The organism is Actinoplanes sp. NPDC048988, from assembly GCF_043197815.1.
GTDB lineage: Bacteria > Actinomycetota > Actinomycetes > Mycobacteriales > Micromonosporaceae > Actinoplanes.
The window spans coordinates 1-21,000 of record NZ_JBICTW010000016.1; the positions used below are offsets into that span (position 1 = coordinate 1).

Consider the following 21,000-nt stretch of genomic DNA (forward strand, 5'->3'; position numbering starts at 1 on the left):
CATCGTCACCAGGAACGATCGCCCGAAAAGCACACCCAGAAAGAAGCCCTCAACCACTCCACGGCCACGCCGAACAGGTTAAAACTCAAGCTAGGGCTCGCTTGCGCTGGGACGGTGGGAAGCCGGGGGTGCCCACTCGGGCTGGCTGGGGAGCGCTTTATGCCTCGAGTGGTCACCCCCGGCTCCCCACCTTGCATGGCGGCTTGGTGCGGCCAGGGGAATGGTCGGGGGCCGCTGGGTGGGTGGCTTCGGTGAGGGTCACCTTGCGCTGGGCGGGGGTTGCTGTTCGCTGCCGCGCCGGGGTGCGGATAGGCGGATTTGTCGGGCAGGCCAGGGTGAGTGAGGACTGGGCGGCAATTCCAGGCCGGTTGCGCGGGCTGAAAGGCTGGGCTAGCGCGCGGCCCGTAATGCCGCGGCTATCTGGACGAGGTCCAGGTCGACTACGGCCTCCTGGACGTCCCACACGCCTCGCTCGCTGAGGGCCAGGCCGATCAAGGCCAGGTTGGCGGCGTCGTCACGCAGCTCGAATTCTTCGCGGCTCTCCTCGCCTGTCCCGCCCGTCTCCTCGCGGTGCCAGGCGGCGACCGCCGCTTCGGCCAGCGGCCTGGGCAAGCGCACGCTGATCCGATCGGCCTGGGACTCCAGCCGAGTGCCTATCGCGGTCAGCACGGTGCGGTCATGCCGGTATCGCGAGTACTGCTCGTGGTCGGCCACGAAACGAGGCTAGTCGAACTTTTCGTCGGGGTAGGTGCCGGCCAGCTCGGCCGACCAGGGCTGCAAGGGTACGGCGGCGGGGCCGATCACGCGCATCGAGGCCAGGCACGTCAGGAGCATGCCCTCGCCGAAGAAGGAACGGGCCTCCTCGGGGGTGCAGCCGGTCAGGGCGCGGATGGTGTCGTACAGGCGGCCGAAGCCGGCGCGAACGTGGTCGCCGATCGCGGGGTCGTCGCTGGCGGCGAAGCCGTGCAGGAGCATGGCCATGAGCTCGCGGCGACCCAGCAGCTGGAAGTAGGCGTGGCCGAGGCCGGGCAGGGTGGGGTCCCGGTCGGCGGCGGCACGGAACGTGGCGTCGATGAGTTCGACGGTGTGCTGCATGGCGGCCAGGAAGAGATCCTGCTTGGTACGGAACAGGCGGATCACGTACGGCTGGGAGACACCGGCCAGGCGGGCCACCTGATCGGTGGTGGTGCCGGCGTAGCCGCCGCTGCTGAACGCGGTGACGGCGGCCGCCACGAGCTGCTCCTGGCGCTCCTCGGCGGTGAGGCGGGTGCGAGACATGTTGACAGATTATCAGTCGATAACTACGTTGGTTATCAGTCAATAACAACTTGGGGGAACGACAGTCATGACCGCCGTACTGGAAGCACCCGCCGCACCCCGGCGCGCCGCCAAGCCGCTGGCCGCGGTGCTCGCCGCCGTCGGCATCCCGACCTTCATGGTCGCGCTGGACAACCTCGTCGTGAGCACGGCGCTGCCGGTGATCCGGGCCGACCTGGGCGCGTCGCTGACCGACCTGCAGTGGTTCGTGAACGCGTACACGCTGCCGTTCGCCGCGTTCCTGCTCACCGCGGCCGCCCTGGGCGACCGCATCGGCCGCCGCCGCATGTTCGTCGCCGGCCTGGTCGTCTTCACCCTGGCCTCGGCCGCGGCCGGCCTGGCCTCCTCGCCGTGGCAGCTCACCGCCGCCCGCGCCATCCAGGGCCTCGGCGGCGCCGCCGTCGCGCCCCTGGCCCTGACCCTGCTGTCGGCGGCCGTGCCCGACCGGATGCGCACCGCCGCCATCGGCATCTGGGGCGGCATTAGCGGCCTCGGCGTCGCGGTCGGCCCGGTCGTCGGCGGCGCCGTCGTCGAAGGCCTCGACTGGCACTGGATCTTCTGGCTGAACGTGCCGGTCGGCGTGCTCGCCGTGTTCCTCGCCCGCACCGTCCTGTCCGAGTCCCGCGGCGGCGCCCGCCGCCTCGACCCGCTCGGCCTGGTCCTGTCGGCGGCCGGCATGCTGCTGGTCATCTGGGGTGTCGTCGACGGACCCGACCACGGCTGGACCTCGGCCCGCGTCCTAGGCATGCTCGTCGGCGGCACCGTGCTGATCGCCGCGTTCCTGGCCTGGCAGAGCCGCAACCCGTCACCGATGATGCCGCTGTCGCTGTTCCGCTCCCGCGGTTTCGGCCTGGTCAACCTGGTCACCCTGGCCTTCTCGGCCGGCGCCTTCGGCTCGGTCTTCCTGCTGGCCCAGTTCTTCCAGGTGGTACAGGGCCTGAGCCCGCTCGACGCCGGCCTGCGCACCCTCCCGTGGACCGCCGCCCCGATGATCGTGGCCCCGTTGGCCGGCCTGTTCGGCGACCGCGTCGGCCAGCGCAACCTCATCCTGGCCGGCCAGGCCCTGCTGGCGGGCGGCATCCTCTGGATGGGCCTGGCCATCGGCACCGACGTGACGTACCCGTCCCTGGTGGCCGCCTTCGCCATGGCCGGCGTGGGCATGGGCTTGACCTTCGCCCCCGTCAGCACGGTGGCCATGGCCAGCGTCACCGAGGACCAGCGAGGCGTGGCCTCCGGCGTCAACAACACCATCCGCGAACTGGGCGTAGCCGTCGGCGTGGCCGCCCTGGCCTCGATCTTCAGCTCGTACGGCAGCTACGCCACCCACCAGTCCTTCGTGGACGGCATCAAGCCCGCCGTCGTCGTAGGCGCCGCGATCGTCGCCACCGGCGCCGTGATCGCCCTCTTCCTCCCCCGCCGCAAGCCCTGACCTTCCCACCCCAGCGAGCCGGACCGCCGAGGCGGCCCGGCTCGCCCCTTTGCCCGCCCCACCCGCCGAGGCGGCATCACCCCCGCAGTATCAGGCGCCGACCGCAGATCGAAACCTTCGAGACCCGCACCGACTGGCGGATCTCCTCGGCGGCGGGGAAGGCGAGGAAGTCACGCGCGACTCGCAGTGCACTGTCTGCGGGACGGGACGTGATCGGCCGCGCACATGGACGTCGAGACTGAGGTGTATCCGCCCGTGGCCGACGCTGTATCGATGGTTCCGCCACCGGCAGCGCGCCGGTGTTCCCGCGGCGGCTGGACCACCAAGGCCGCTGCTGGCGCCGGCTACGCGACTGGAACAACGCCGGGGTCCGGCAACGCCTGCACAAAGTGCTGCTGGCCGAGCTGCGCGCGGCCGGGAAGCTGGACCCTATCCCGAGCGGTGCTCGACTCAAGTCACGTGCGCGCGCTCCAGGGCGGCCCAAAACCGACCGGAGTCCAGTAGACCGCGGCCGGCTGGGCTCCCAGCACCATTTTGATCACGGACGCCGGCGGTGTCGCGTCGGCGGCGCTGCTGACCGGCGGCAACCGCAACGCGGCAGGCCCCGCCGTCGGGCCCCGAAGGTCTACGCCGACCGCGGCTACGACCACGACAAGTACCGCGCCCTGGTCCGCGAGCTGGGCATCACCCCGGTGATTGCCCGCCGCGGCACCGAGCATGGTTCCGGGCTTGGCAAGCCGCGCTGGGTCGTCGAGCAGAGCTTCGCGTTGCCGCACTGGTTCCGGCGGTTACGCATCCGCCGTGAAGTCCGCGACGACATCCACGAAGCCCTGCTCAAACGTGGCTGCGCCCTGATCTGCTGGCACCGCCTCCACCACCCAAAGAGTTAGGAGTTCTAAGGCCGCAAACTCCTGGCGGTGGTGGTGACCGCCGGCCAACGCGGCGACAGCCCTCAGCTCATCGGCGTGCCGGCCAAGGTGCGCGTTGCCCGAGCCCGTGGTCACCGGCCACGGACCGGACGCACACCGCAAAGCCAAGAGATCCAAGGGCAGGCGAGCGCCCGCACGGCCCCCTCTGTTGGTTCCTCCGCTGGGCCTGACATACGGCCGGCAGACGCGACGAGTCTCGCCCTCCACCCGCCCGCGCAACCGGCCTGGAATTGCCGCCCAGCCCCCCACCAACGCCGGCCCGCCCGACAAATCCCCCCACCCGCACCACAACGCGGCAGCGAACAGCAAACCCCGCGCAGCGCAAGGTGACCACTCACCGCAGCCACCCACCCAGCAGCCCCCCACCATTCCCCTGGCCGCACCAAGCCCCCATGCAAGGCGGGGAGCCGGGGGTGACCACTCGAGGCATAAAGCGCTCCCCAGCCAGCCCGAGTGGGCATCCCCGGCTCCCCGCCGTCCCACCGCAAGCGAGCCCCAAAGTCAGTCGGGTGGGTGACACCCACTCCTTACCGGCCACACCACCACCGCCCCCAGTATTTGATCGAGCACCCCTCCCCCACCTGCGAAGGAACCCCGCCAACCCTCAAGCCACACCGGACACAAGGGACATTCCACCCCCGCCTCACGACGTGCGGCGAATTGACGTACCTCTTAGCGTCGGAAGCGTGGGAGACGAACCCAACATCGGGCGGGCGCGGGTTCAGCGTCCGCCGCGCGGCCAGGCCCGGGTCGGCAAGGCCGTGGGCAAGGCGCGCACGCCCGAGAACGCGCCCACCGACTACATCCCCATCGGTTCGCAGGAGCCGCCGCCCGTCTTCGTCGATCCGACCGGTGGCCGCCGCCGGTGGGTGCGGCGTACGGCGTACGGAATCGGGCTTCTCCTGATTGTGGCCCTGGTCGTCATCTGGCTCAGCCAGCTCGGCGGATCGGCGCCGCCGCCGGCACGGACCCCCGGCCCCAGCAGCGCGGCAGCCGCGCGGTGACCGTCTACCGGGCCACGCCACCGCCGCATGATCCGGCCGAGTCGACCGGGCGGCTTCCCCCGCTTCAGCGTAAGCGGCGTATCCGGCGACGGCGGGTGTTCGCCGGCGGGCTCGGGCTTGTCGTTCTGCTCCTGCTGGCCACCGTGATCCTCGTGTCGGTCTACACCGACGCCGGGTTCAGCCCCGACGGGACCACACAGAGCACCACCTCGTCCGAGGACGTGCCCGACTCGATCAGCAACGGCGGCCCGATCATCGACGTCGACGGCGGCCAGGTCCGGACGTACGGCATGCCGGCCAAGACGATCGCCCTCACTTTTGACGACGGCCCCGATCCGCTGTGGACGCCGAAGATCCTCGACGTGTTGAGCCGGCATCACGCGCCGGCCACCTTCTTCGTCGTCGGGTCCCAGGTCGCCCGGCATCCGGACGTGGCCCGGCGGATCACCGACGAGGGGCATGAGATCGCCGGGCACAGCTTCACCCATCCCGATCTGGCCGAGCTGCCGAACTGGCGGCGGGAGATGGAGAACTCGCAGACGCAGCTGGCCATCGCCTACGCGACCGGACGCTCCTCGTCGCTGATGCGGCCGCCCTACTCGTCGTTCGCCGACGCCATCTCCGACAAGGACTGGCAAACCGTGCAGGACGTCGGCGCGCAGGGCTATCTGACCGTGCTCGACACCATGGACAGTGAGGACTGGAAGAGGCCCGGTGTCGACGCCATCGTGCGCAACGGCACGCCGCGCGGCACCGGCGGGCAGATTCTTCTCATGCACGACGCCGGCGGGGACCGTTCGCAGACGGTGGCCGCGCTGGACCGGCTCATCCCGGAGATGCAGCGCCGGGGCTACCGGTTCAGCACGGTCAGCGCCGCCCTGGGTGACCGGGTCAATCCGCCGGCCACCGACGAGGCCGTGTGGCGTGGCCGGGCCCTGGTGTGGACCGTGCACGTGGCCGACATCGTGCTCGACGCGCTCTGGGTGCTGTTGATCGTCGCGGGCGGCCTGATCGTCGTACGGACGCTGATCCTGTTTTTGTTCGCCTGGCGGCATTCGCGGCATCGGCGCAGCCCGGACTGGTCGTGGGGGTTGCCGGTGTCCACGCCGGTGACGATCGTCGTGCCCGCGTACAACGAGGAGAAGACGATCGCGCCCGCCGTCCGGTCGCTGGCCGGTTCGAAGCATCCGAGTGTCGAGGTCCTGGTGGTCGACGACGGCTCGACCGACGGGACCGCCGCGGCGGTCCGCGACCTGCGGATCCGCAATGTTCGCATCGTGCAAGTGCCCAACTCCGGCAAGGCGAACGCGCTCAACGCCGGGGTGGCCCTGTCCCGCAACCCGATCGTCGTCATGGTGGACGCCGACACCGTCGTGGAACCCGAGGCCGTACACCGCCTCGTGCAGCCCTTCGGCGACCCGATGGTCGGCGCGGTCGCCGGCAACGTGAAGGTCGCCAACCGCGGCAGCCTCATCGGCAAATGGCAGCACATCGAGTACGTGATCGGCTTCAACCTCGACCGGCGGCTGTACGACACCTTCGGCTGCATCCCGACGATCCCGGGAGCCCTCGGCGCCTTCCGCCGCAAGGCCCTGACCGAGGCCGGCGGCCTGAGCACCGACACGCTGGCCGAGGACACCGACCTGACCATGGCCATCCACCGGGCCGGCTGGCGGGTCGTCTACGAGGAGTCGGCGCGGGCGTACACCGAGGCCCCGGCCAGCATGAAGCAGCTCTGGAGGCAGCGCTACCGCTGGAGCTACGGCACCATGCAGGCGATGTGGAAGCACCGCCACGCGGTCGTCGAGTCCGGCCCGTCGGGACGGTTCGGCCGGCGCGGCCTACCGTTCATCACCCTTTTCAGCGTGCTGCTGCCCCTGCTGGCCCCGCTGATCGACCTGATGGCGGTGTACGGGCTGCTGTTCCTGGACCGCCGGATCACCGTCATCGGCTGGCTCGCGATGCTCGTGGTGCAGGTGCTGACCGCCATCCTGGCCTTCCGCCTCGACCGGGAGCCGCTGCGCCCGCTGTGGACGCTGCCGCTGCAACAGATCGTGTATCGCCAGCTCATGTATCTCGTTCTCCTGGTGTCGGCGCTGGCCGCGGTGACCGGCCGCCGACTGCGCTGGCAGACGATCCATCGGACGGGCGACCTCAGCTCGGCCCCCAGCCCGGCCCGCGGCGTATAGCCTGATCACCGGTCGGGTAGAGGAGAGGCTATGCCTTCCCCAGGAGAGATGTACGGCGGCCGGTATCGGCTGGACGAGCGGATCGCCGCCGGTGGCATGGGCGAGGTCTGGCGGGGCACCGACACGGTGCTCGGCCGGGACGTCGCGGTCAAGACGCTGCACGCCGATCGGGCCGGCGACCCCAACTTCCAGACGCGCTTCCGCAACGAGGCGCGGGCCATGGCCGCCCTGCACCATCCGGGCGTGGCCGACGTGTACGACTTCGGCGAGACCGAGGGCGGCACCGACGCGTTCATCGTGATGGCCCGGGTCGAAGGCGAGCCGCTCCATCAGCGGATCGCCGCGCGCGGCCGGCTGAGCGCCGACGAGACGCTGTCGGTGGTGTCGCAGGCCGGGCGGGCGCTCGAGGCGGCGCACCGGGCCGGCATCGTGCACCGCGACGTCAAGCCCGGCAACCTGATCATCAAGCCGGACGGCACGGTGGTGCTGGTCGACTTCGGGGTGGCCCGGCAGGCCGACACCGCGACCATGACCGCGGCCGGCGAGGTGGTCGGCACGGCGATGTACATCGCGCCCGAGCAGGTGTCGAAGGAGCCGATCACCCCGGCCGTGGACGTGTACGCGCTGGGCGTCGTCGCGTACCACTGCCTGGCCGGTCAGCCGCCGTTCCTCGGCGACAACCCGGTCGCCATCGCGATGCAGCATCTCAACGAGCCACCGCCGCCGTTGCCGGACGACGTGCCGCCGGCCGTGCAGGCCCTGGTCCTGCGGGCCATGGCCAAGCGGCCCGAGGACCGGTTCGCGTCGGCGGCGGCGATGGCCGGCGCGGCCGATCAGATCCTGGCCGGCGTCGACACCACGACGGTGCTCGCTGCCATCGCCCCTCCGGCGGGAACGACGGCGGCGCTTCCCGCGCGACAGGAGAACGCCCGCGGCCGTAAGCCGCTGATCGCGGCCGCCGCGGCTGTTCTGGTGCTGGCCGCGGCGGCGCTGGCGCTGGCGCTGACCTGGCCGGACGACGAGCAGACCCCGCCGGACACGCAGCCGTCGGCCACCGTCGGGTCCTCCGCCGGCACGGGCAACGCGCCGGCCAGGACGCCGACCAGCACGCCGAAGAGGACGTCGAACCCGGCACCGTCACGGTCGCAGCAGCCGGTGCCGGCCACCACCCGGCCGTCGGCGCCGGTCACCTCCACCACGACCTCGCCCAGCTCGGACGAGTCGGGTCCCTCGGAGCCGGAGACGTCGGCGCCGCCGGAGACCACCGCCCCGCCGGAGGAGACCGAGGGTCCCGAGGAGAACGCGAGCACCCCGGCCGGCGCCGGAGAATGAGAAAGGGGGCCTCGCGGCCCCCTTTCGCCTGGCTCAGTCCACTTGGACCATGGTCAGTGCCGCCACTTGCTTCTGGAGCTGGGCGACCTGCTCGCTCAGCTCGGCGATCTGCCGGGACAGGTCGTTCAGCGGCTGCTTGCTCGGCGCGTACCGCTGGAAGTCCCCGGCCGGCTGATTCACGTTGGTGTAGGGGTTGCGCAGGCGGAAGTCCCAGACCCGCTCCTCCACCTTGTTGATCTCGCCCGCGATCCAGGACTTGTCAGAGGAAGTGAGAGCCACCGGTATGTCCTCCAGATGCCAGGAAGCCGTCGAGGCTTCGAGGGACGTGGTGTACGACGACGAGAAGTGCGCGTGGTGGTCGTGCGGGTTGGCGCCGCTGTAGGACTGCTGCTTCCAGCCGTTGCTCTGCTGCCAGATGCGCCGGTTGAAGATGATGTAGCGCAGCCGCTTCTCGGCGCCGGACCGGCACCGCCGCAGCAGGAACTGCACCACCGTCTCCATGGTCAGCCCGGGCTCACGCAGGTCGACGTCGACGTCGATCGCGTGCACCTCGTGGATCTTGTCGGCGTCGTGGATCGGCACGTTGCCGACCTCGTCGTCGTTGTGGTCCGACTGCGTCGCCTGGTGAGCGCTGTCCCCGATCGAGCCGTCGCTGCTCTTGTCGCGGTTGGGCGCGATCGTGGTGAACTCGGAGCGCAGCTTCACCAGGCACGGGACCAGAATCCAGTCGGCCATGCGTCAGCTCCTCACGCTGCGTAGACGACGGCAGGCAGGTTAACAGTACCCGGGGTCGACGGTCGTCATTCCGATCAGGGGACCTCGCCCGCCCCCCATCGGGTGACTCGCTGTCACCACTGTCGCGCCTCGTCAGCCGATGTGGATCCAGACGTCGTCGAGTGAACCGTGGAACTGGTCGTTGTTCTTGCCCACGCCCTTGCCGCCGATGCTGAACGGCTGCGAGGACACGATCGAGAGGCTTTCCGGTACGGCGGTAGTGGCCTGGACCTGGTCGTCCACCACGACGGCGAGCGTCGGGCCGGTGCGGCGGCACTCGATCGTGTGCCAGCCGTCGTCCATGATCGACTGTCGGCCGCGGGCCACGTACGACTGACCGCCGTCCTTGCCGGTCAGCACGCAGCTGGGCTTGCCGGTCGTGCCCTCCAGCTGCGCCTTGTACTGGCCGCCGGCGCCCGCGAGGCCCTTCTGGAGCAGGTTCTGGCTGGTCCTGGTCGTGCCCGGGCGCACCGTCACGCCGTACCGGAAAGGCTTGTCGCCGGGGTTGAGATCCGGCGTGTCGGCCGCCTGCAGGACCAGCTTCGGGCAGGCGTCCTCGGCGCAGCCGGGCGGGAACGACAGGGCCTGGCCGGAGCCGTGCGGGGTCAGGGCGATCCTGCCGCCGTCGCGCATCACGGCCCGCAGCAGGTGACCGTGGCCGGAGCCGTCGTCGAAGGTGCCGTCGGCGATCGTCGTGTCGAAGTTGTACGAGGCCACCGGGCCGGTCGCGGGACCGCCCTCCTCCCGCGCCGGCACGCCGTTGAAGGCGGCGTAGCGCTTGCGCGGGGTCGCGTTGACCGTGGTGAAGTCACCGACCGCGCTGATCGAGCCGAGGGCGGGACTGGTGGCGATCTGCCGGGTGCCGGCCACGCCGTTGGCCTGCGGCGCCCACTCGAGCAGGTTGCCCTGCGCGTCCACGGCGGCCAGCTTGCCGCGGGTCACCGAGCCGTCGGTGCAGACCCCGCGCACGCCGTTGTTGCCGGTCGTGCAGGCCTTGTCGAAGTGGCCGCCGACGTAGGTGATGCCGTCCAGCACCGCGATGGCCTGGGCGTCACCGTCGAAGACCCGGGTCCAGCGGGTCGCGCCGGCCCTCGTGTAGGCGACGGCGCGGCCGCCCTGGCCACCGAGGGCGGCGTAGACCCCGTTGGCGTCGGCGGCGAGAGCGAAGACCTGAGAGACCGGCTTGGGTACGAAGGAAGCGTCCGTCACGCCCGTGGCCGGGTCGACCGCCGAGAGCCGGATCGTCGAGCTCACGTTGTTGGTGCGGTGGAACCGGCCGCCCACGTAGACGCGGTCGCTGGTGACGGCGAGCGCGTTGACGGTGTCGTCGGCCGAGGGCGCCCAGGCGTCGAGCGCGCCGGAGCTCAGCGTGAACGCGGCCAGATTCGCCCGCGGCACGCCGTCCACAGCCGAGAGGCGGCCGGCCAGATAGAGCCGGCCGTTGCCGGTGGCGAGGGCGTTGGGCTGGCCGGTCACCGAGTGCCGCATGCTGGTCAGCAGGCCGCTGGTGGCGCCGATGCCGGCCACCGCGTCGCGGGCCTCGCCGTTCACGACGTCGAAGTCGCCGGCCGCGTAGACCACGTCGCCGGCGACCGCGAGCGCGCGGACGTTGGCGTCGGCGCTGGGCTGCCAGTCGAGCAGCGCGCCGGTGCGGGCGTTGAAGGCCGCGAGCCGCGTGCGCGCGACGTTGCGGCCGCCGACGATCGCGGTGGTGAAGTTGCCTCCCACGTAGACGGTGTCACCGCGGTACACGACCGCGTAGACCGGGCCGTTGAACGAGGGGGCGGCGGAGGGTTCGGAGGTGACCACCCCGGCGAGGGCGGCACCGGCCGCGACTACGACGCCGGCGATCGCGAGGGCGGCACTTTTTCGGAGGTTGCGCACATTGGTCGTTAACTACGCTTTTCGTACGAGGTTGCGGCGCCGGCCGGGTGGCGCCCGTGACGGCGGCCACTATGCTTCCTGCGTACGGAATCGAAAAGGGAGAATGCCGTGTCTCGACGCCGCCTGCTGCCCGCCGCCTTGATCGCGACGGCGGCCCTGGCCGCCGGATGCGAGATCGACATCGCGCCCGAGGCGGTGCCGCCGCCGATCAGCATCAACCCGACGCCGTCCGGCTCGGCCGGCGTGCCCGAGTACGTGTGCACGGCCGTGTACAAGACCCTGACCGAGGGGGCGCTCAAACTGGCGCCGTGGATCGGCAGCTCCAGCGACGAGGCCAAGGCGAAGATCAAGCAGACCTTCACCGACATGGCCGCGCAGGTCGACGCCGAGGTCGCCCGGACGACGGAGCCCGGGCTCAAGAGCGCGCTCCAGGACATCTCGGGCGACCTGACCGCCGGGGCGCGGCTGAGCGACCCGGCGGCGTACGTCAAAGGCGATTTCCAGACCGTCGGCCAGAAGCTCGACGGGAAGTGCGGCGCCTGACTTTCGTCACACGAAGATGCTCAGGATCATCACGCAGGCGAAGCCCACCACCGAGATGATCGTCTCCATCACCGACCAGGTCTTGATGGTCTGGCCCACGGTCATCCCGAAGTATTCCTTGACCAGCCAGAACCCGGCGTCATTGACGTGCGAGAAGAAGAGCGAGCCGCTGCCGATGGCCAGCGCCAGCAGCGCCACCTCAGGCTTGTCGAGCGTCGCGGCCAGCGGGGCCACGATGCCGGCGGCGGTGATCGTCGCGACCGTGGCCGAGCCCGTCGCGACCCGGATGCCGACCGCGACCAGCCAGCCCAGCAGCAGCGCGTTGATGTTCGCGTCCTGAGCGGCGTCGGCCACCACGTTGCCGACACCCGCGTTCACCAGCACCTGCTTGAAACCGCCGCCGGCGGCCACGATGAGCAGGATGCCGGCGACCGGCGGCAGGGCGCCGCCGACCACGGCGGAGGTCTGCTGCCGGTTGAAGCCGGCCCGCTTGCCCAGCGTGTACATCGCGATCAGGACGCCGGCCAGCAACGCCACGATCGGCTCGCCGATGGTCTCCAGGACCGACCGGACGCCGTTGCCCTCGTCCAGGGTCAGCTCGGCGATGGCCCGGGCCAGCATGAGAACGATCGGCACCAGGACGGTGAGCACGGCCGGCCAGAACCCGGGATTGTGGGTCGGCCGGGGCTTGCCCTTCTCCTCCACCACGTCGCCCAGGTCGTCGGCGGTCGAGATGCCCGATCCGCCGGCCGCGGGAGTCGCCCCGGCCAGCGCCGGAACCCGCAGCGGGACCCGCTTGGCGATGAAGTTGCCGAAGACCGGGCCGGCCACGATCACGGTGGGGATCGCGCAGATGATGCCGAACAGCAGGGTCAGCCCCAGGTCGGCGTTGAGGTTCGAGATGGCGACCAGCGGGCCCGGGTGCGGCGGCACGAGACCGTGCAGCACCGAGAGGCCGGCCAGCGCCGGGATGCCGATGCGGAGAAGACCGATGTCGGTACGGCGGGCCACCAGCAGCACGATCGGCACCAGCAGCACCACGCCGACCTCGAAGAACAGCGGCAGGCCGATCAGGGCCGCCACTCCCGCCATGGCCCACGGCAGGGCCGAGCCGGAGACGCTGTTGACGATCCGGTTCACGATGCCGTCGGCACCGCCGGAATCGGCCAGCAGCGCCCCGATCATCGCACCGAGCGCGATCAGCACGCCGACACTGCCGGTGGTACTGCCGAGCCCGGCGGTGAAGGAGTCGATGGTGTCACCGGCCGACGCGCCGGCGACGAGGCCGAGCACCCCCGACCCGATGATCAGCGCGAGGAACGGATGCCACTTCGCCCAGGCGATGAGTAGCACGACAGCGATGATGCCGAGCACAGCGGCGAGAACCAGCTGCGTGGTCCCGGCGTCCGTGATGGCCTCAGCGGCGAGGGGCGTCATTTTCGGGCGGATACCCAAGGCGAACGCTTTTCAATCTTGGCTGGGTAATGTCGGACCTGGTGAGCCCACGCACAGTCCCCGCCGACCTGCGCGCCGCGGTCCGGGTCCGCCCGGCCGACGCGGCGTGGGCCTTCGCGCTCCGCGCCGGCCTGGCCGTCGCGGTGCCGCTGGTGGTGCTGATCGCTATCGGTCACACGGCGTGGGCCGGGGTGGCCACGTTCGGGGCGTTCACGGCGCTCTACGGCCGGGACGAGCCCTACCGCCGCCGGGCGGTGATCCTGACGTTCAGCGCGGCCGGCCTGGTGGCCTGCGTGGTCCTCGGCACGCTGGCCGCGCTGGCCCCGCACCCGGAGACCGTCGGGGTGGGGGTGGTCGCCCTGGTCGGCGGCGCGGCCACCCTGCTGTGCAACCGCTACCGGGTGGGACCACCGGCGGGCCTGATGTTCACCTTCGCGGCGGCGGTGGCCAGCGCGTTACCCGCCACGGCGTCGTCGATACCCCGCAACGCGGCCCTGACCGCGGCCGTGGCGGCGGTGGCCTGGCTGATCGTCATGTCGGGGGCGCTGGTGACCCCGGACGCCCCACGCCGCCTGGCCGTGGCCCGAGCCCTGCGCGCCGCCGCGGCCCTGCACGCGGCGCCGGCCGGCCCGGCCGGCTTGCTGGCGCGCCAGCAGGCGGCCCTGGCCGTCGACCGAGCCTGGCGAGCCGTCGCCGCCGGCCGCTGGACCGCCGTTCACCGCACCGGCTCCGCCGCCCCTCATACCTCCCACCTCGCCGGCCCAGCCGCCCTTTACACGTGCCAACCCGTCGACTCGGCCGCCCCTCACACGTCCCATGCCACCAACTCCGCCGCCCCTCCGGCGACCGCTGACACCTCCCGGCCCGCCGCCCCTCGCTCAGCCGTCCACGCCTCCCACCCCGCCGACTCCCTCGCCGCTACGGAAGCCGTCCACACCGTTCACCGCGCCGGCTCCGACGCTCCTTCGCAAGCCGTTCCCGCCGACGAGCCGGACGCCGACGGAAGTTCGGCCAACGGGATGACGGCTGCCGGGCGCCCGGCCAACGGAACAGCGGCCGCCGGAAGCGCAGCGGCCGCGGGTAGCGCAGCGGCCGCGGGTAACGCAACCAACGGAACAGCAGCCGACGGGAGCGCAGCCAACGGGGTGCGGGAGGAGGGGGAACGGGGCGACGAGTTGCGGGCCGAGGAGATCCTGGTCGCGCACGCGGAAACCGAACTCAGCGGGATGCATGGGCACACGGCCGAGGCCGCCGCCGAGCTGCGGGCCCTCGCCGCCCAGGTCAAGGCGCGGGGTCCGATCCCCCACCTGACCGCCACGCCGGCCGAGAACGCCCGGATCGCCGAGCGCCGCCTGGCCGCGCTTCTGCTGCGTGATCTGCCCGCTCCCGGGCCCGGCACGCCCCGGCGCCCGCTCTGGCCGGCGGCCGCCCGTGTCGCCTTCGGGGCGCTCATCGCCGGGGCCGCCGCCGGCATCCTCGTGCATGTCACGGGCCTGCACCACCCGTACTGGGCGGCCGTCTCCGCCGTCGCCGTCCTGCAGACCGCCTCGCTGCGGCTCTCCTCCCAGAAGGCCGTCCAGCGCGCCGGCGGCACCCTCCTCGGCCTGCTCATCGCCGGTGTGGTCGTCTCCGTGCCCGGGGGCCCGTGGGTGATGGTCGCCGGCATCGTGCTGGCCCAGGTGATCGCCGAGCTGCTGGTCATCCGCAACTACGGCCTGGCCATGCTCGCCATCACTCCCCTGGCCCTGCTGGTCGGCGAACTCGGCCACAAGACGCCACCGCTGGACCTGATCGGCGACCGGCTGGTGCAGACGGTTCTGGGCAGTCTGCTGGGCCTGGCCGCCGCCCTGCTGGTCCGTAACCGCGCCGCCAACCGCTACCTCGCCGAGGCCATCACCGCCGTCGAGCGGGGAACCGAGGCGCTGCGCCAGAGCCCGGCGGATCCCATGCTCGAGGCGAGGCGCCTGGCACTGCACGTGGCCACACTTCGTGAGGCGTACGACGTGGCCTCCGGCGAACCCGGCCTCAAGCCCGAGACAACGACCCGCGTCCTGGAGGCCGAACGATCGGCCCGCGCTTCATTGGCGGCCCTGTCCGCCACCGGGTGAGAGCCGCCGCTCAGCGGTCGGTGAGGGCTTGCCACTCGCCGGGCTCGAGGGGGAACGGGTTGCCGCCGGCGGGCATGCGCAGGATCAGGGCCTGGCGGAAGTGGGGGTCGGCACGGAGGTCGGCGCGCGGGATGCTGTGCCAGCGGTCGAAGCGGAGTTCCACCGACGTTCCGGCCGGGGTCGCGTGGGGGTTCGAGACGATCACGCCCAGGGCGGCCAGGCCGCCCGAGGGGCCGCTGTGCCACAGGGCCACCTTGTCGCCCGCGGCTATGCGGTCTCGGTAGCGGCGTACCGTCCAGTCGCCGTCGCCGCAGGCGCCCCGGGCCGGGTTGTGCTGGAAGAGCCAGTGGGCCGTCACGTGGCCAGCTCGCGGACGAAGACGCCCACGTTGCGGAAGACCTCGGCGATGCCGTCGCCGATGCCCTGGGCGATGTCCGCGGCGGGGCCCGGGTTCGTGCCGATGTAGAAGATCACGAGGATGAGCACGATCCAGCCGAGGGCCTTCTTCATCTGCTCGGCTCCCTTCCCGCGCGTGGCCTACGTGATCGTGGCACGTCGGCGCACGAACTTCGCGGATCTTCACCCGCGCGGCACACGGGAAAACTTGACAGCCACTATGAAGTGAGAGCTACTGTCAAAACATGGTTACTTCCACTTCTCGTTGGTACGCCCTGGCGGCGCTCGCCCTGAGCACGTTGGCCGTCGGGCTCGACACCACCGTGTTGAGCGTCGCCCTGCCCACCCTCGCCCGTGATCTGTCCGCCTCGACCGGCGATCTTCAGTGGTTCACCACCGCCTACCTGCTGGTGCTCGCGGCCGCGCTGCTTCCGGCCGGCCTGCTCGGCGACCGGCTGGGCCGCAAACGGATGCTCGTGGGGGCGCTCACCCTGTTCGGCCTCGCCTCCGTGGCCTGCGCTTACGCCCAGAACGCGGAGCAGCTGATCGCCGCCCGGGCTGTTCTGGGCCTCGGCGCGGCCGTGATCATGCCGCTGTCCGGCGCCGTGCTGACCACGCTGTTCGACCGCGCCACCCGGCCGCGGGCCATGTCGATCTGGGTGACCGCCAGCGCGCTCGGCATCCCGCTCGGGCCGCTGCTCGGCGGCTGGCTGCTCGACAACTTCTGGTGGGGCTCGGTCTTCCTCATCAACGTGCCGGTGGTCGTCGTCGGCGTCGCCGCGCTCGCCCGGTGGCTGCCGGAGTCGCGGGGCACGGGCGGCCGGCTCGACGGGCTCGGACTGGCTCTTTCCGCGGCCGGGCTGGTCGCGGTGACGTACGGCGTCATCTCGGTCGGTGACCGCGGCTGGTCCGACGGGCGCTCGCTGGGGACGATCGGCGCCGGTGTGGTGCTGCTGGCCGGTTTCGTCCGGTGGCAACGGCGCGCCTCGACGCCTCTGATCGATCTCGGGCTGTTCCGGTCGCGAGCCTTCACCGGCGGCGCCGCGCTGGCCACCATCGCCAGCTTCGCCATGCTCGGTCTGCTGTTCACGCTGCCGCAGTTCTTCGCCGCGGTCGGCGGCCACGACGCCTTCGGCTCCGGGTTGCGCCTGCTGCCGGTGATCGGCGGCCTGGTCGTCGGCGCCCGGGCGGCCGACATGCTCCGGTCGCGCCTGTCCACCCGTACCACCATCGCCGTCGGTCTTGTTCTGATCGCCGCCGCGTCGTTCCTGGGCGCGCGGACCGAGGTGGCCACCGGCTACGGCTCGATCGCCGTGTGGATCACCCTGGCCGGACTCGGGCTCGGCCTGACTCTGCCGCCCTCGCTCGACGCCGCGCTCGGCGCCCTCTCCCCCGAACAGAGCGGCGTCGGCAACGCCGTGCTTCAGGCCATGCGCCAGGTGGGCGGCGCGATCGGGGTGGCCGTGCTGGGCACGGTCGTCAGCGCCGGCTACCGGAGCGGTGTTCCCGCCTCGGTGGACGACGGGATCGCCACCGCCGTCCGGCTCGGCGACCCGGGCCTGCTGGCCCAGGCGCAGCGGGCCTTCACCCACGGCATGGACCTGTCACTGCTGGTGGCCGGCGCGGTCGCGGCGGCCGGCGTGGTGATCGCGCTGGTGGTCGTGCCGGCCCGCACGCCGGCGCCGCCCGCCGAGGTCAGCGAAGAGGCTTTGGCAGAATCGACGCTATGACCCCTTCCCCCGGTGTGCCGCTCGGCCTGCGTGAACGAAAGAAAGCCAGGACCCGGGCGGCCATTCGGGGGGCCGCGATGCGCCTGTTCGAGGAGCAGGGCTACGCGGCCACCACGGTCGAGCAGATCGCCGAGGCGGCCGAGGTGTCACCGAGCACGTTCTTCCGGTATTTCCCGACGAAGGAAGACACTGTCCTCACCGACGACTACGACCCGCTCATCGTCGAGGCGATCCGAGCCCAGCCCGTCGAGGTGCCGGCCGTGCGGGCCGTCCTGCTGGGCATGCGCGGGGTCTTCGAGAACCTCACCGAGCAGGAGTGGTCGGTCGAGCGCCGCCGCCAGCGGCTGATCGAGACGGTCCCCGAACTGCGCGTCCGTCAGCAACAGCAGACCGTGGCCGCGGTGGACATGCTGGCCGACGCCATCGCCGAGCGCGACGGCCGGCCGGCCGACGAGAACGCCCGCGTGGTGGCGGGCGCCCTCGTCGGCATCGTTCTCGCGGTCAGTCCTCCCGGTGCGGGCTTCCAGCCACACGACTTCGATCGCCTGGAACTGGCCCTGGCCGCGCTGAAGAACAGCCTGAAGGACTTCTAGACGGTACGGGCGAGCCGGTCGGCCAACAGCTTCGCGAACCGGGCCGGGTCGTCCAGGTCGCCGCCCTCGGCCAGCAGCGCCGTGCCGTACAGCAGCTCGGCCGTCTCGGGCAGCGCCTCGTCCGAGGCGTCCCGCTCGTGGGCCGCGCGCAGGCCGCTGACCAGCGGGTGGTTCGGGTTCAGCTCGAGGATCCGCTTGACCCGGGGTCCCTCCTGGCCCATCGCCCTATACATCTTCTCCAGCGTCGGGGTGATGTCGTCGGCGTCGCTCACCAGGCAGGCCGCCGAGGTCGTGAGGCGGTGCGACAGACGTACATCCTTGACCTGCTCCTCCAGACGCTCCTTGAGGAACCCGAGCAGCGGGTCGAAGTCACCTTCCGGCTCCTTGTCCTCGGACGAGTCCGAGGGCAGATCGACGGAACCGCGGGCGATCGACTGGAGCTTCTTGCCGTCGTAGTCGGGCACGGCCTCGACCCAGATCTCGTCGACCGGGTCGGTCAGGATCAGCACCTCGTACCCCTGGGCCTGGAACGCCTCCATGTGCGGCGAGTTCTCGACCTGGGAGCGCGATTCGCCGGTCAGGAAGTAGATCTCCTCCTGGCCCTCCTTCATCCGCTCGACATACGCGGCGAGCGTCGTCGGCTCGCTGCCCGCCGTCGAGGCGAAGGTGGCCACGTCCAGGATCGCCTTCTGGTTGTCCTGGTCGTTGAGCAGGCCTTCCTTGACCGCCCGGCCGAACTCGCGCCAGAACGTCGCGTACTTCTCCGGGTTGTTGTTCAGCAGGTCCTTGATGGTCGACAGCACCTTCTTGACCAGCCGTCGGCGGATCATCTGGATGTGCCGGTCCTGCTGCAGGATCTCCCGCGAGATGTTCAGCGACAGGTCGGCCGCGTCGACCACGCCCTTGACGAACCGCAGGTAGTCGGGGATCAGCTCCCGGCTGTCGTCCATGATGAAGACGCGCTTGACGTAGAGCTGCAGGCCGCGGGCCGAGTCGCGCTGGAACAGGTCGTGCGGGGCGCGCGACGGCAGGAACAGCAGGGCCTCGTACTCGAAGGTGCCCTCGGCCCGCATGTTGATGATCTCGAGCGGCTCGGACCAGTCATGGCTGATGTGCCGGTAGAACTCGTGGTATTCCTCGTCGGACACCTCCGAGCGCGGCCGCGCCCAGAGCGCCTTCATCGAGTTGAGCGTGTCGTCGCCCATCTTGATGGGGAACGAGATGAAGTCCGAGTACTTCTTGACGATCTCCTTGATCTTCCACTCGTCGGTGTAGTCGTAGAGAGCGTCCTCCTCGTCCTTCGGCCGCAGGTGGACGGTGACCGTCGTGCCGACCGGCGCGTCCGGCGCCTCGTCGATGGTGAAGGTGCCCTCGCCGGCCGACTCCCAGCGGGTGCCGTGACCCTCGGTGCCGGCCTTGCGGGTCACCAGCGAGACCCGGTCGGCCACCATGAAGGTCGAGTAGAAGCCGACACCGAACTGGCCGATCAGCTCGGGGCTCTCCTTCGCCTCCTTCAGCTTGCGCAGCAACTCGGCCGTACCCGACTTGGCGATCGTGCCGATCAGGTCGACCACCTCGTCGCGGGTCATGCCGATGCCGTTGTCGCGCACGGTCAGCGTGCGCGCCTCCTTGTCGGCCTCGATCTCGATGTGCAGGTCGGAGGCGTCCGCCTCGAGACCGTCCTGCAACGTCGCCAGGCGCAGCTTGTCCAGCGCGTCCGAGGCGTTCGAGATCAGCTCACGCAGGAAGATGTCCTTGTTCGAATAGATCGAGTGGACCATCAGCTGCAACAACTGCCGAGCTTCGGCTTGAAACTCCAACGTCTCCATGCCCCGATGGTACGAAAACGCCCCGCCGGAGATCCGGCGGGGCGTCGAAGGTTGTTTCGTCCGCGTCAGCGCTTGTCGATCGCGACGAAGTCGCGCTCGGGCGAGCCCGTGTAGAGCTGCCGCGGGCGGCCGATCTTGTTGGCCGGGTCGTTCATCATCTCGGTCCACTGGGCGATCCAGCCGGGCAGGCGGCCCAGCGCGAACAGCACGGTGAACATCTTGGTGGGGAAGCCCATGGCCTTGTAGATGAGGCCGGTGTAGAAGTCCACGTTCGGGTAGAGCTTGCGCGAGACGAAGTAGTCGTCGCTGAGCGCGATCTCCTCGAGCTGGAACGCGAGCTCCAGCAGGGGGTCGGGCTTGTCGAGCGTGTTGAGCATCTCCTGGGCGGCCTTCTTGACGATGGCGGCGCGCGGGTCGTAGTTCTTGTAGACCCGGTGGCCGAAGCCCATGAGCTTGACGCCCTTTTCCTTGTTCTTCACCCGGGTGACGAACGAGTTGACGTCGCCGCCCTCCTTGCGGATCTGCTCGAGCATCTCGAGCACGGCCGCGTTGGCGCCGCCGTGCAGCGGGCCGGAGAGGGCGTTGATGCCGGCCGAGACCGACGCGAACAGGTTGGCCTGCGCCGAGCCGACCAGCCGCACGGTCGACGTGGAGCAGTTCTGCTCGTGGTCGGCGTGCAGGATGAACAGCATGTCCAGGATCTTGGCGATCTTGGGGTCGACGTCGTACTGGACCGTGGGCAGGCCGAACGTCATCCGGAGGAAGTTCTCGACGTAGTCGAGGGAGTTGTCCGGGTACGGCAGCGGGTGGCCGATGCTCCTCTTGTACGCGTACGCGGCGATCGTCGGAAGCTTCGCCATCAGGCGGATGCCCGAGATCTCGACCTGCTCGGCGTCGAGCGGGTCGAGCGCGTCCTGGTAGAACGTGGACAGCGCGGTGGTGGCCGAGGAGAGCACGGCCATCGGGTGGGCGTCGCGCGGGAATCCGGAGAAGAAGGCGCGCATCTCCTCCTGCAGGAGCGTGTGCACCCGGATCTTGTCGCCGAAGTCCTTGAGCTGCTGCGCCGTCGGCAGCGCGTCGTGCATCAGGAGGTACGAGACCTCGAGGAACGTGGATTTCTCGGCCAGCTGCTCGATCGGGAAGCCGCGGTAGCGGAGGATGCCGGCGTCACCGTCGATGTAGGTGATCGCCGACGTGGTGGAGGCGGTGTTCACGAAACCCTGGTCGAGGGTCACATAGCCGGTCTCCTTGAGGAGGGCGCTGACATCGATGCCACCCGGACCCTCGACAGCCTCACGTACCGACATCGACAGTTGCCCGCCGGGATGGTCGAGCTTGACATCCGTCATGTATTTCCCTCGCTTCACCGGCAGATGTCCTACGAATTTTGTCGTTTACCGTAAACCCTCAACCTGAATGGGTCATCAGGCGGCTCCCTGCTGAGGGATTGATCACGAAGAGTGGCGTTCTTGCATAGATAATGGTTGG

General features: G+C 70.6%; 17 protein-coding genes and 1 pseudogene. 9 read left to right on the forward strand and 9 right to left on the reverse strand.

Annotated elements, in window-relative coordinates:
- Positions 1 to 390 precede the first annotated feature (390 nt).
- Both ACGFJ7_RS35820 and ACGFJ7_RS35825 read right to left on the reverse strand, forming a co-directional pair.
- Entirely contained in the window at positions 391 to 714 is a 324-nt protein-coding gene (locus ACGFJ7_RS35820) for a hypothetical protein (protein ID WP_392646381.1), read from the reverse strand.
- A gap of 9 nt (positions 715 to 723) precedes the next feature.
- On the reverse strand, positions 724 to 1,278 hold the full coding sequence (locus tag ACGFJ7_RS35825) for a TetR/AcrR family transcriptional regulator (protein WP_392646382.1): 555 nt from the start codon (positions 1,276 to 1,278) through the stop codon (positions 724 to 726).
- Positions 1,279 to 1,345: 67 nt separating this feature from the next.
- On the opposite strand from ACGFJ7_RS35825, the gene ACGFJ7_RS35830 reads away from it, so the two are divergent.
- From ACGFJ7_RS35830 to ACGFJ7_RS35850, 5 genes and pseudogenes are all read left to right on the forward strand, one after another.
- Complete coding sequence (locus tag ACGFJ7_RS35830) at positions 1,346 to 2,746, forward strand: MFS transporter (RefSeq protein ID WP_360253712.1); 1,401 nt, start codon at positions 1,346 to 1,348, stop codon at positions 2,744 to 2,746.
- A gap of 332 nt (positions 2,747 to 3,078) precedes the next feature.
- Positions 3,079 to 3,636, forward strand: a pseudogene (locus tag ACGFJ7_RS35835) (transposase); the annotation flags it as partial.
- A 725-nt stretch (positions 3,637 to 4,361) separates the two neighbouring features.
- Positions 4,362 to 4,679 (forward strand): hypothetical protein, encoded by a 318-nt coding sequence (locus tag ACGFJ7_RS35840; RefSeq protein ID WP_360253714.1) that lies wholly within the window; start codon positions 4,362 to 4,364, stop codon positions 4,677 to 4,679.
- Positions 4,676 to 6,868: a bifunctional polysaccharide deacetylase/glycosyltransferase family 2 protein gene (locus ACGFJ7_RS35845; RefSeq protein ID WP_392646385.1), complete on the forward strand. Its 2,193-nt coding sequence runs from the start codon at positions 4,676 to 4,678 to the stop codon at positions 6,866 to 6,868. Before ACGFJ7_RS35840 ends, ACGFJ7_RS35845 begins: the two co-directional genes overlap by 4 nt.
- A gap of 30 nt (positions 6,869 to 6,898) precedes the next feature.
- Positions 6,899 to 8,200: a protein kinase gene (locus ACGFJ7_RS35850; protein WP_392646387.1), complete on the forward strand. Its 1,302-nt coding sequence runs from the start codon at positions 6,899 to 6,901 to the stop codon at positions 8,198 to 8,200.
- Between the two features lie 33 nt (positions 8,201 to 8,233).
- Here ACGFJ7_RS35850 and ACGFJ7_RS35855 read toward each other — a convergent pair whose 3' ends face one another.
- Both ACGFJ7_RS35855 and ACGFJ7_RS35860 read right to left on the reverse strand, forming a co-directional pair.
- Positions 8,234 to 8,935: a hypothetical protein gene (locus ACGFJ7_RS35855; RefSeq protein WP_392646389.1), complete on the reverse strand. Its 702-nt coding sequence runs from the start codon at positions 8,933 to 8,935 to the stop codon at positions 8,234 to 8,236.
- 132 nt (positions 8,936 to 9,067) lie between these two features.
- Positions 9,068 to 10,858 (reverse strand): LamG-like jellyroll fold domain-containing protein, encoded by a 1,791-nt coding sequence (locus ACGFJ7_RS35860; protein WP_392646391.1) that lies wholly within the window; start codon positions 10,856 to 10,858, stop codon positions 9,068 to 9,070.
- A 108-nt stretch (positions 10,859 to 10,966) separates the two neighbouring features.
- Between ACGFJ7_RS35860 and ACGFJ7_RS35865 the strand changes: the two genes are divergently transcribed.
- Positions 10,967 to 11,401, forward strand: coding sequence for a hypothetical protein (locus ACGFJ7_RS35865; RefSeq protein WP_360253724.1), 435 nt, complete (start codon positions 10,967 to 10,969; stop codon positions 11,399 to 11,401).
- Positions 11,402 to 11,407: 6 nt separating this feature from the next.
- On the opposite strand, the gene ACGFJ7_RS35870 is transcribed toward ACGFJ7_RS35865, so the two are convergent.
- A complete protein-coding gene (locus ACGFJ7_RS35870; RefSeq protein ID WP_360253726.1) occupies positions 11,408 to 12,838 on the reverse strand; it encodes a gluconate:H+ symporter in 1,431 nt (476 codons plus the stop codon).
- A gap of 59 nt (positions 12,839 to 12,897) precedes the next feature.
- On the opposite strand from ACGFJ7_RS35870, the gene ACGFJ7_RS35875 reads away from it, so the two are divergent.
- Positions 12,898 to 14,964 carry an FUSC family protein gene (locus ACGFJ7_RS35875; protein WP_392646392.1) on the forward strand — a complete coding sequence of 689 codons (2,067 nt, stop codon included), beginning with the start codon at positions 12,898 to 12,900 and terminating at the stop codon, positions 14,962 to 14,964.
- 10 nt (positions 14,965 to 14,974) lie between these two features.
- Here ACGFJ7_RS35875 and ACGFJ7_RS35880 read toward each other — a convergent pair whose 3' ends face one another.
- On the reverse strand, positions 14,975 to 15,322 hold the full coding sequence (locus ACGFJ7_RS35880) for a hypothetical protein (RefSeq protein WP_360253730.1): 348 nt from the start codon (positions 15,320 to 15,322) through the stop codon (positions 14,975 to 14,977).
- Positions 15,319 to 15,474: a hypothetical protein gene (locus ACGFJ7_RS35885; RefSeq protein WP_360253732.1), complete on the reverse strand. Its 156-nt coding sequence runs from the start codon at positions 15,472 to 15,474 to the stop codon at positions 15,319 to 15,321. Before ACGFJ7_RS35885 ends, ACGFJ7_RS35880 begins: the two co-directional genes overlap by 4 nt.
- A 131-nt stretch (positions 15,475 to 15,605) precedes the next feature.
- On the opposite strand from ACGFJ7_RS35885, the gene ACGFJ7_RS35890 reads away from it, so the two are divergent.
- Positions 15,606 to 17,090 (forward strand): MFS transporter, encoded by a 1,485-nt coding sequence (locus tag ACGFJ7_RS35890; RefSeq protein WP_392646394.1) that lies wholly within the window; start codon positions 15,606 to 15,608, stop codon positions 17,088 to 17,090.
- Complete coding sequence (locus tag ACGFJ7_RS35895; protein WP_360253736.1) at positions 17,087 to 17,683, forward strand: TetR family transcriptional regulator; 597 nt, start codon at positions 17,087 to 17,089, stop codon at positions 17,681 to 17,683. Before ACGFJ7_RS35890 ends, ACGFJ7_RS35895 begins: the two co-directional genes overlap by 4 nt.
- On the opposite strand, the gene htpG is transcribed toward ACGFJ7_RS35895, so the two are convergent.
- Both htpG and ACGFJ7_RS35905 read right to left on the reverse strand, forming a co-directional pair.
- A complete protein-coding gene (gene htpG / locus ACGFJ7_RS35900; RefSeq protein WP_360253738.1) occupies positions 17,680 to 19,512 on the reverse strand; it encodes a molecular chaperone HtpG in 1,833 nt (610 codons plus the stop codon). The two genes, ACGFJ7_RS35895 and htpG, sit on opposite strands and share 4 nt — an antisense overlap.
- A 65-nt stretch (positions 19,513 to 19,577) precedes the next feature.
- The gene (locus tag ACGFJ7_RS35905) at positions 19,578 to 20,861 is read right to left on the reverse strand and encodes a citrate synthase (RefSeq protein WP_360253740.1); all 1,284 of its coding nucleotides are present in this window, start codon (positions 20,859 to 20,861) and stop codon (positions 19,578 to 19,580) included.
- Positions 20,862 to 21,000: the final 139 nt, after the last annotated feature.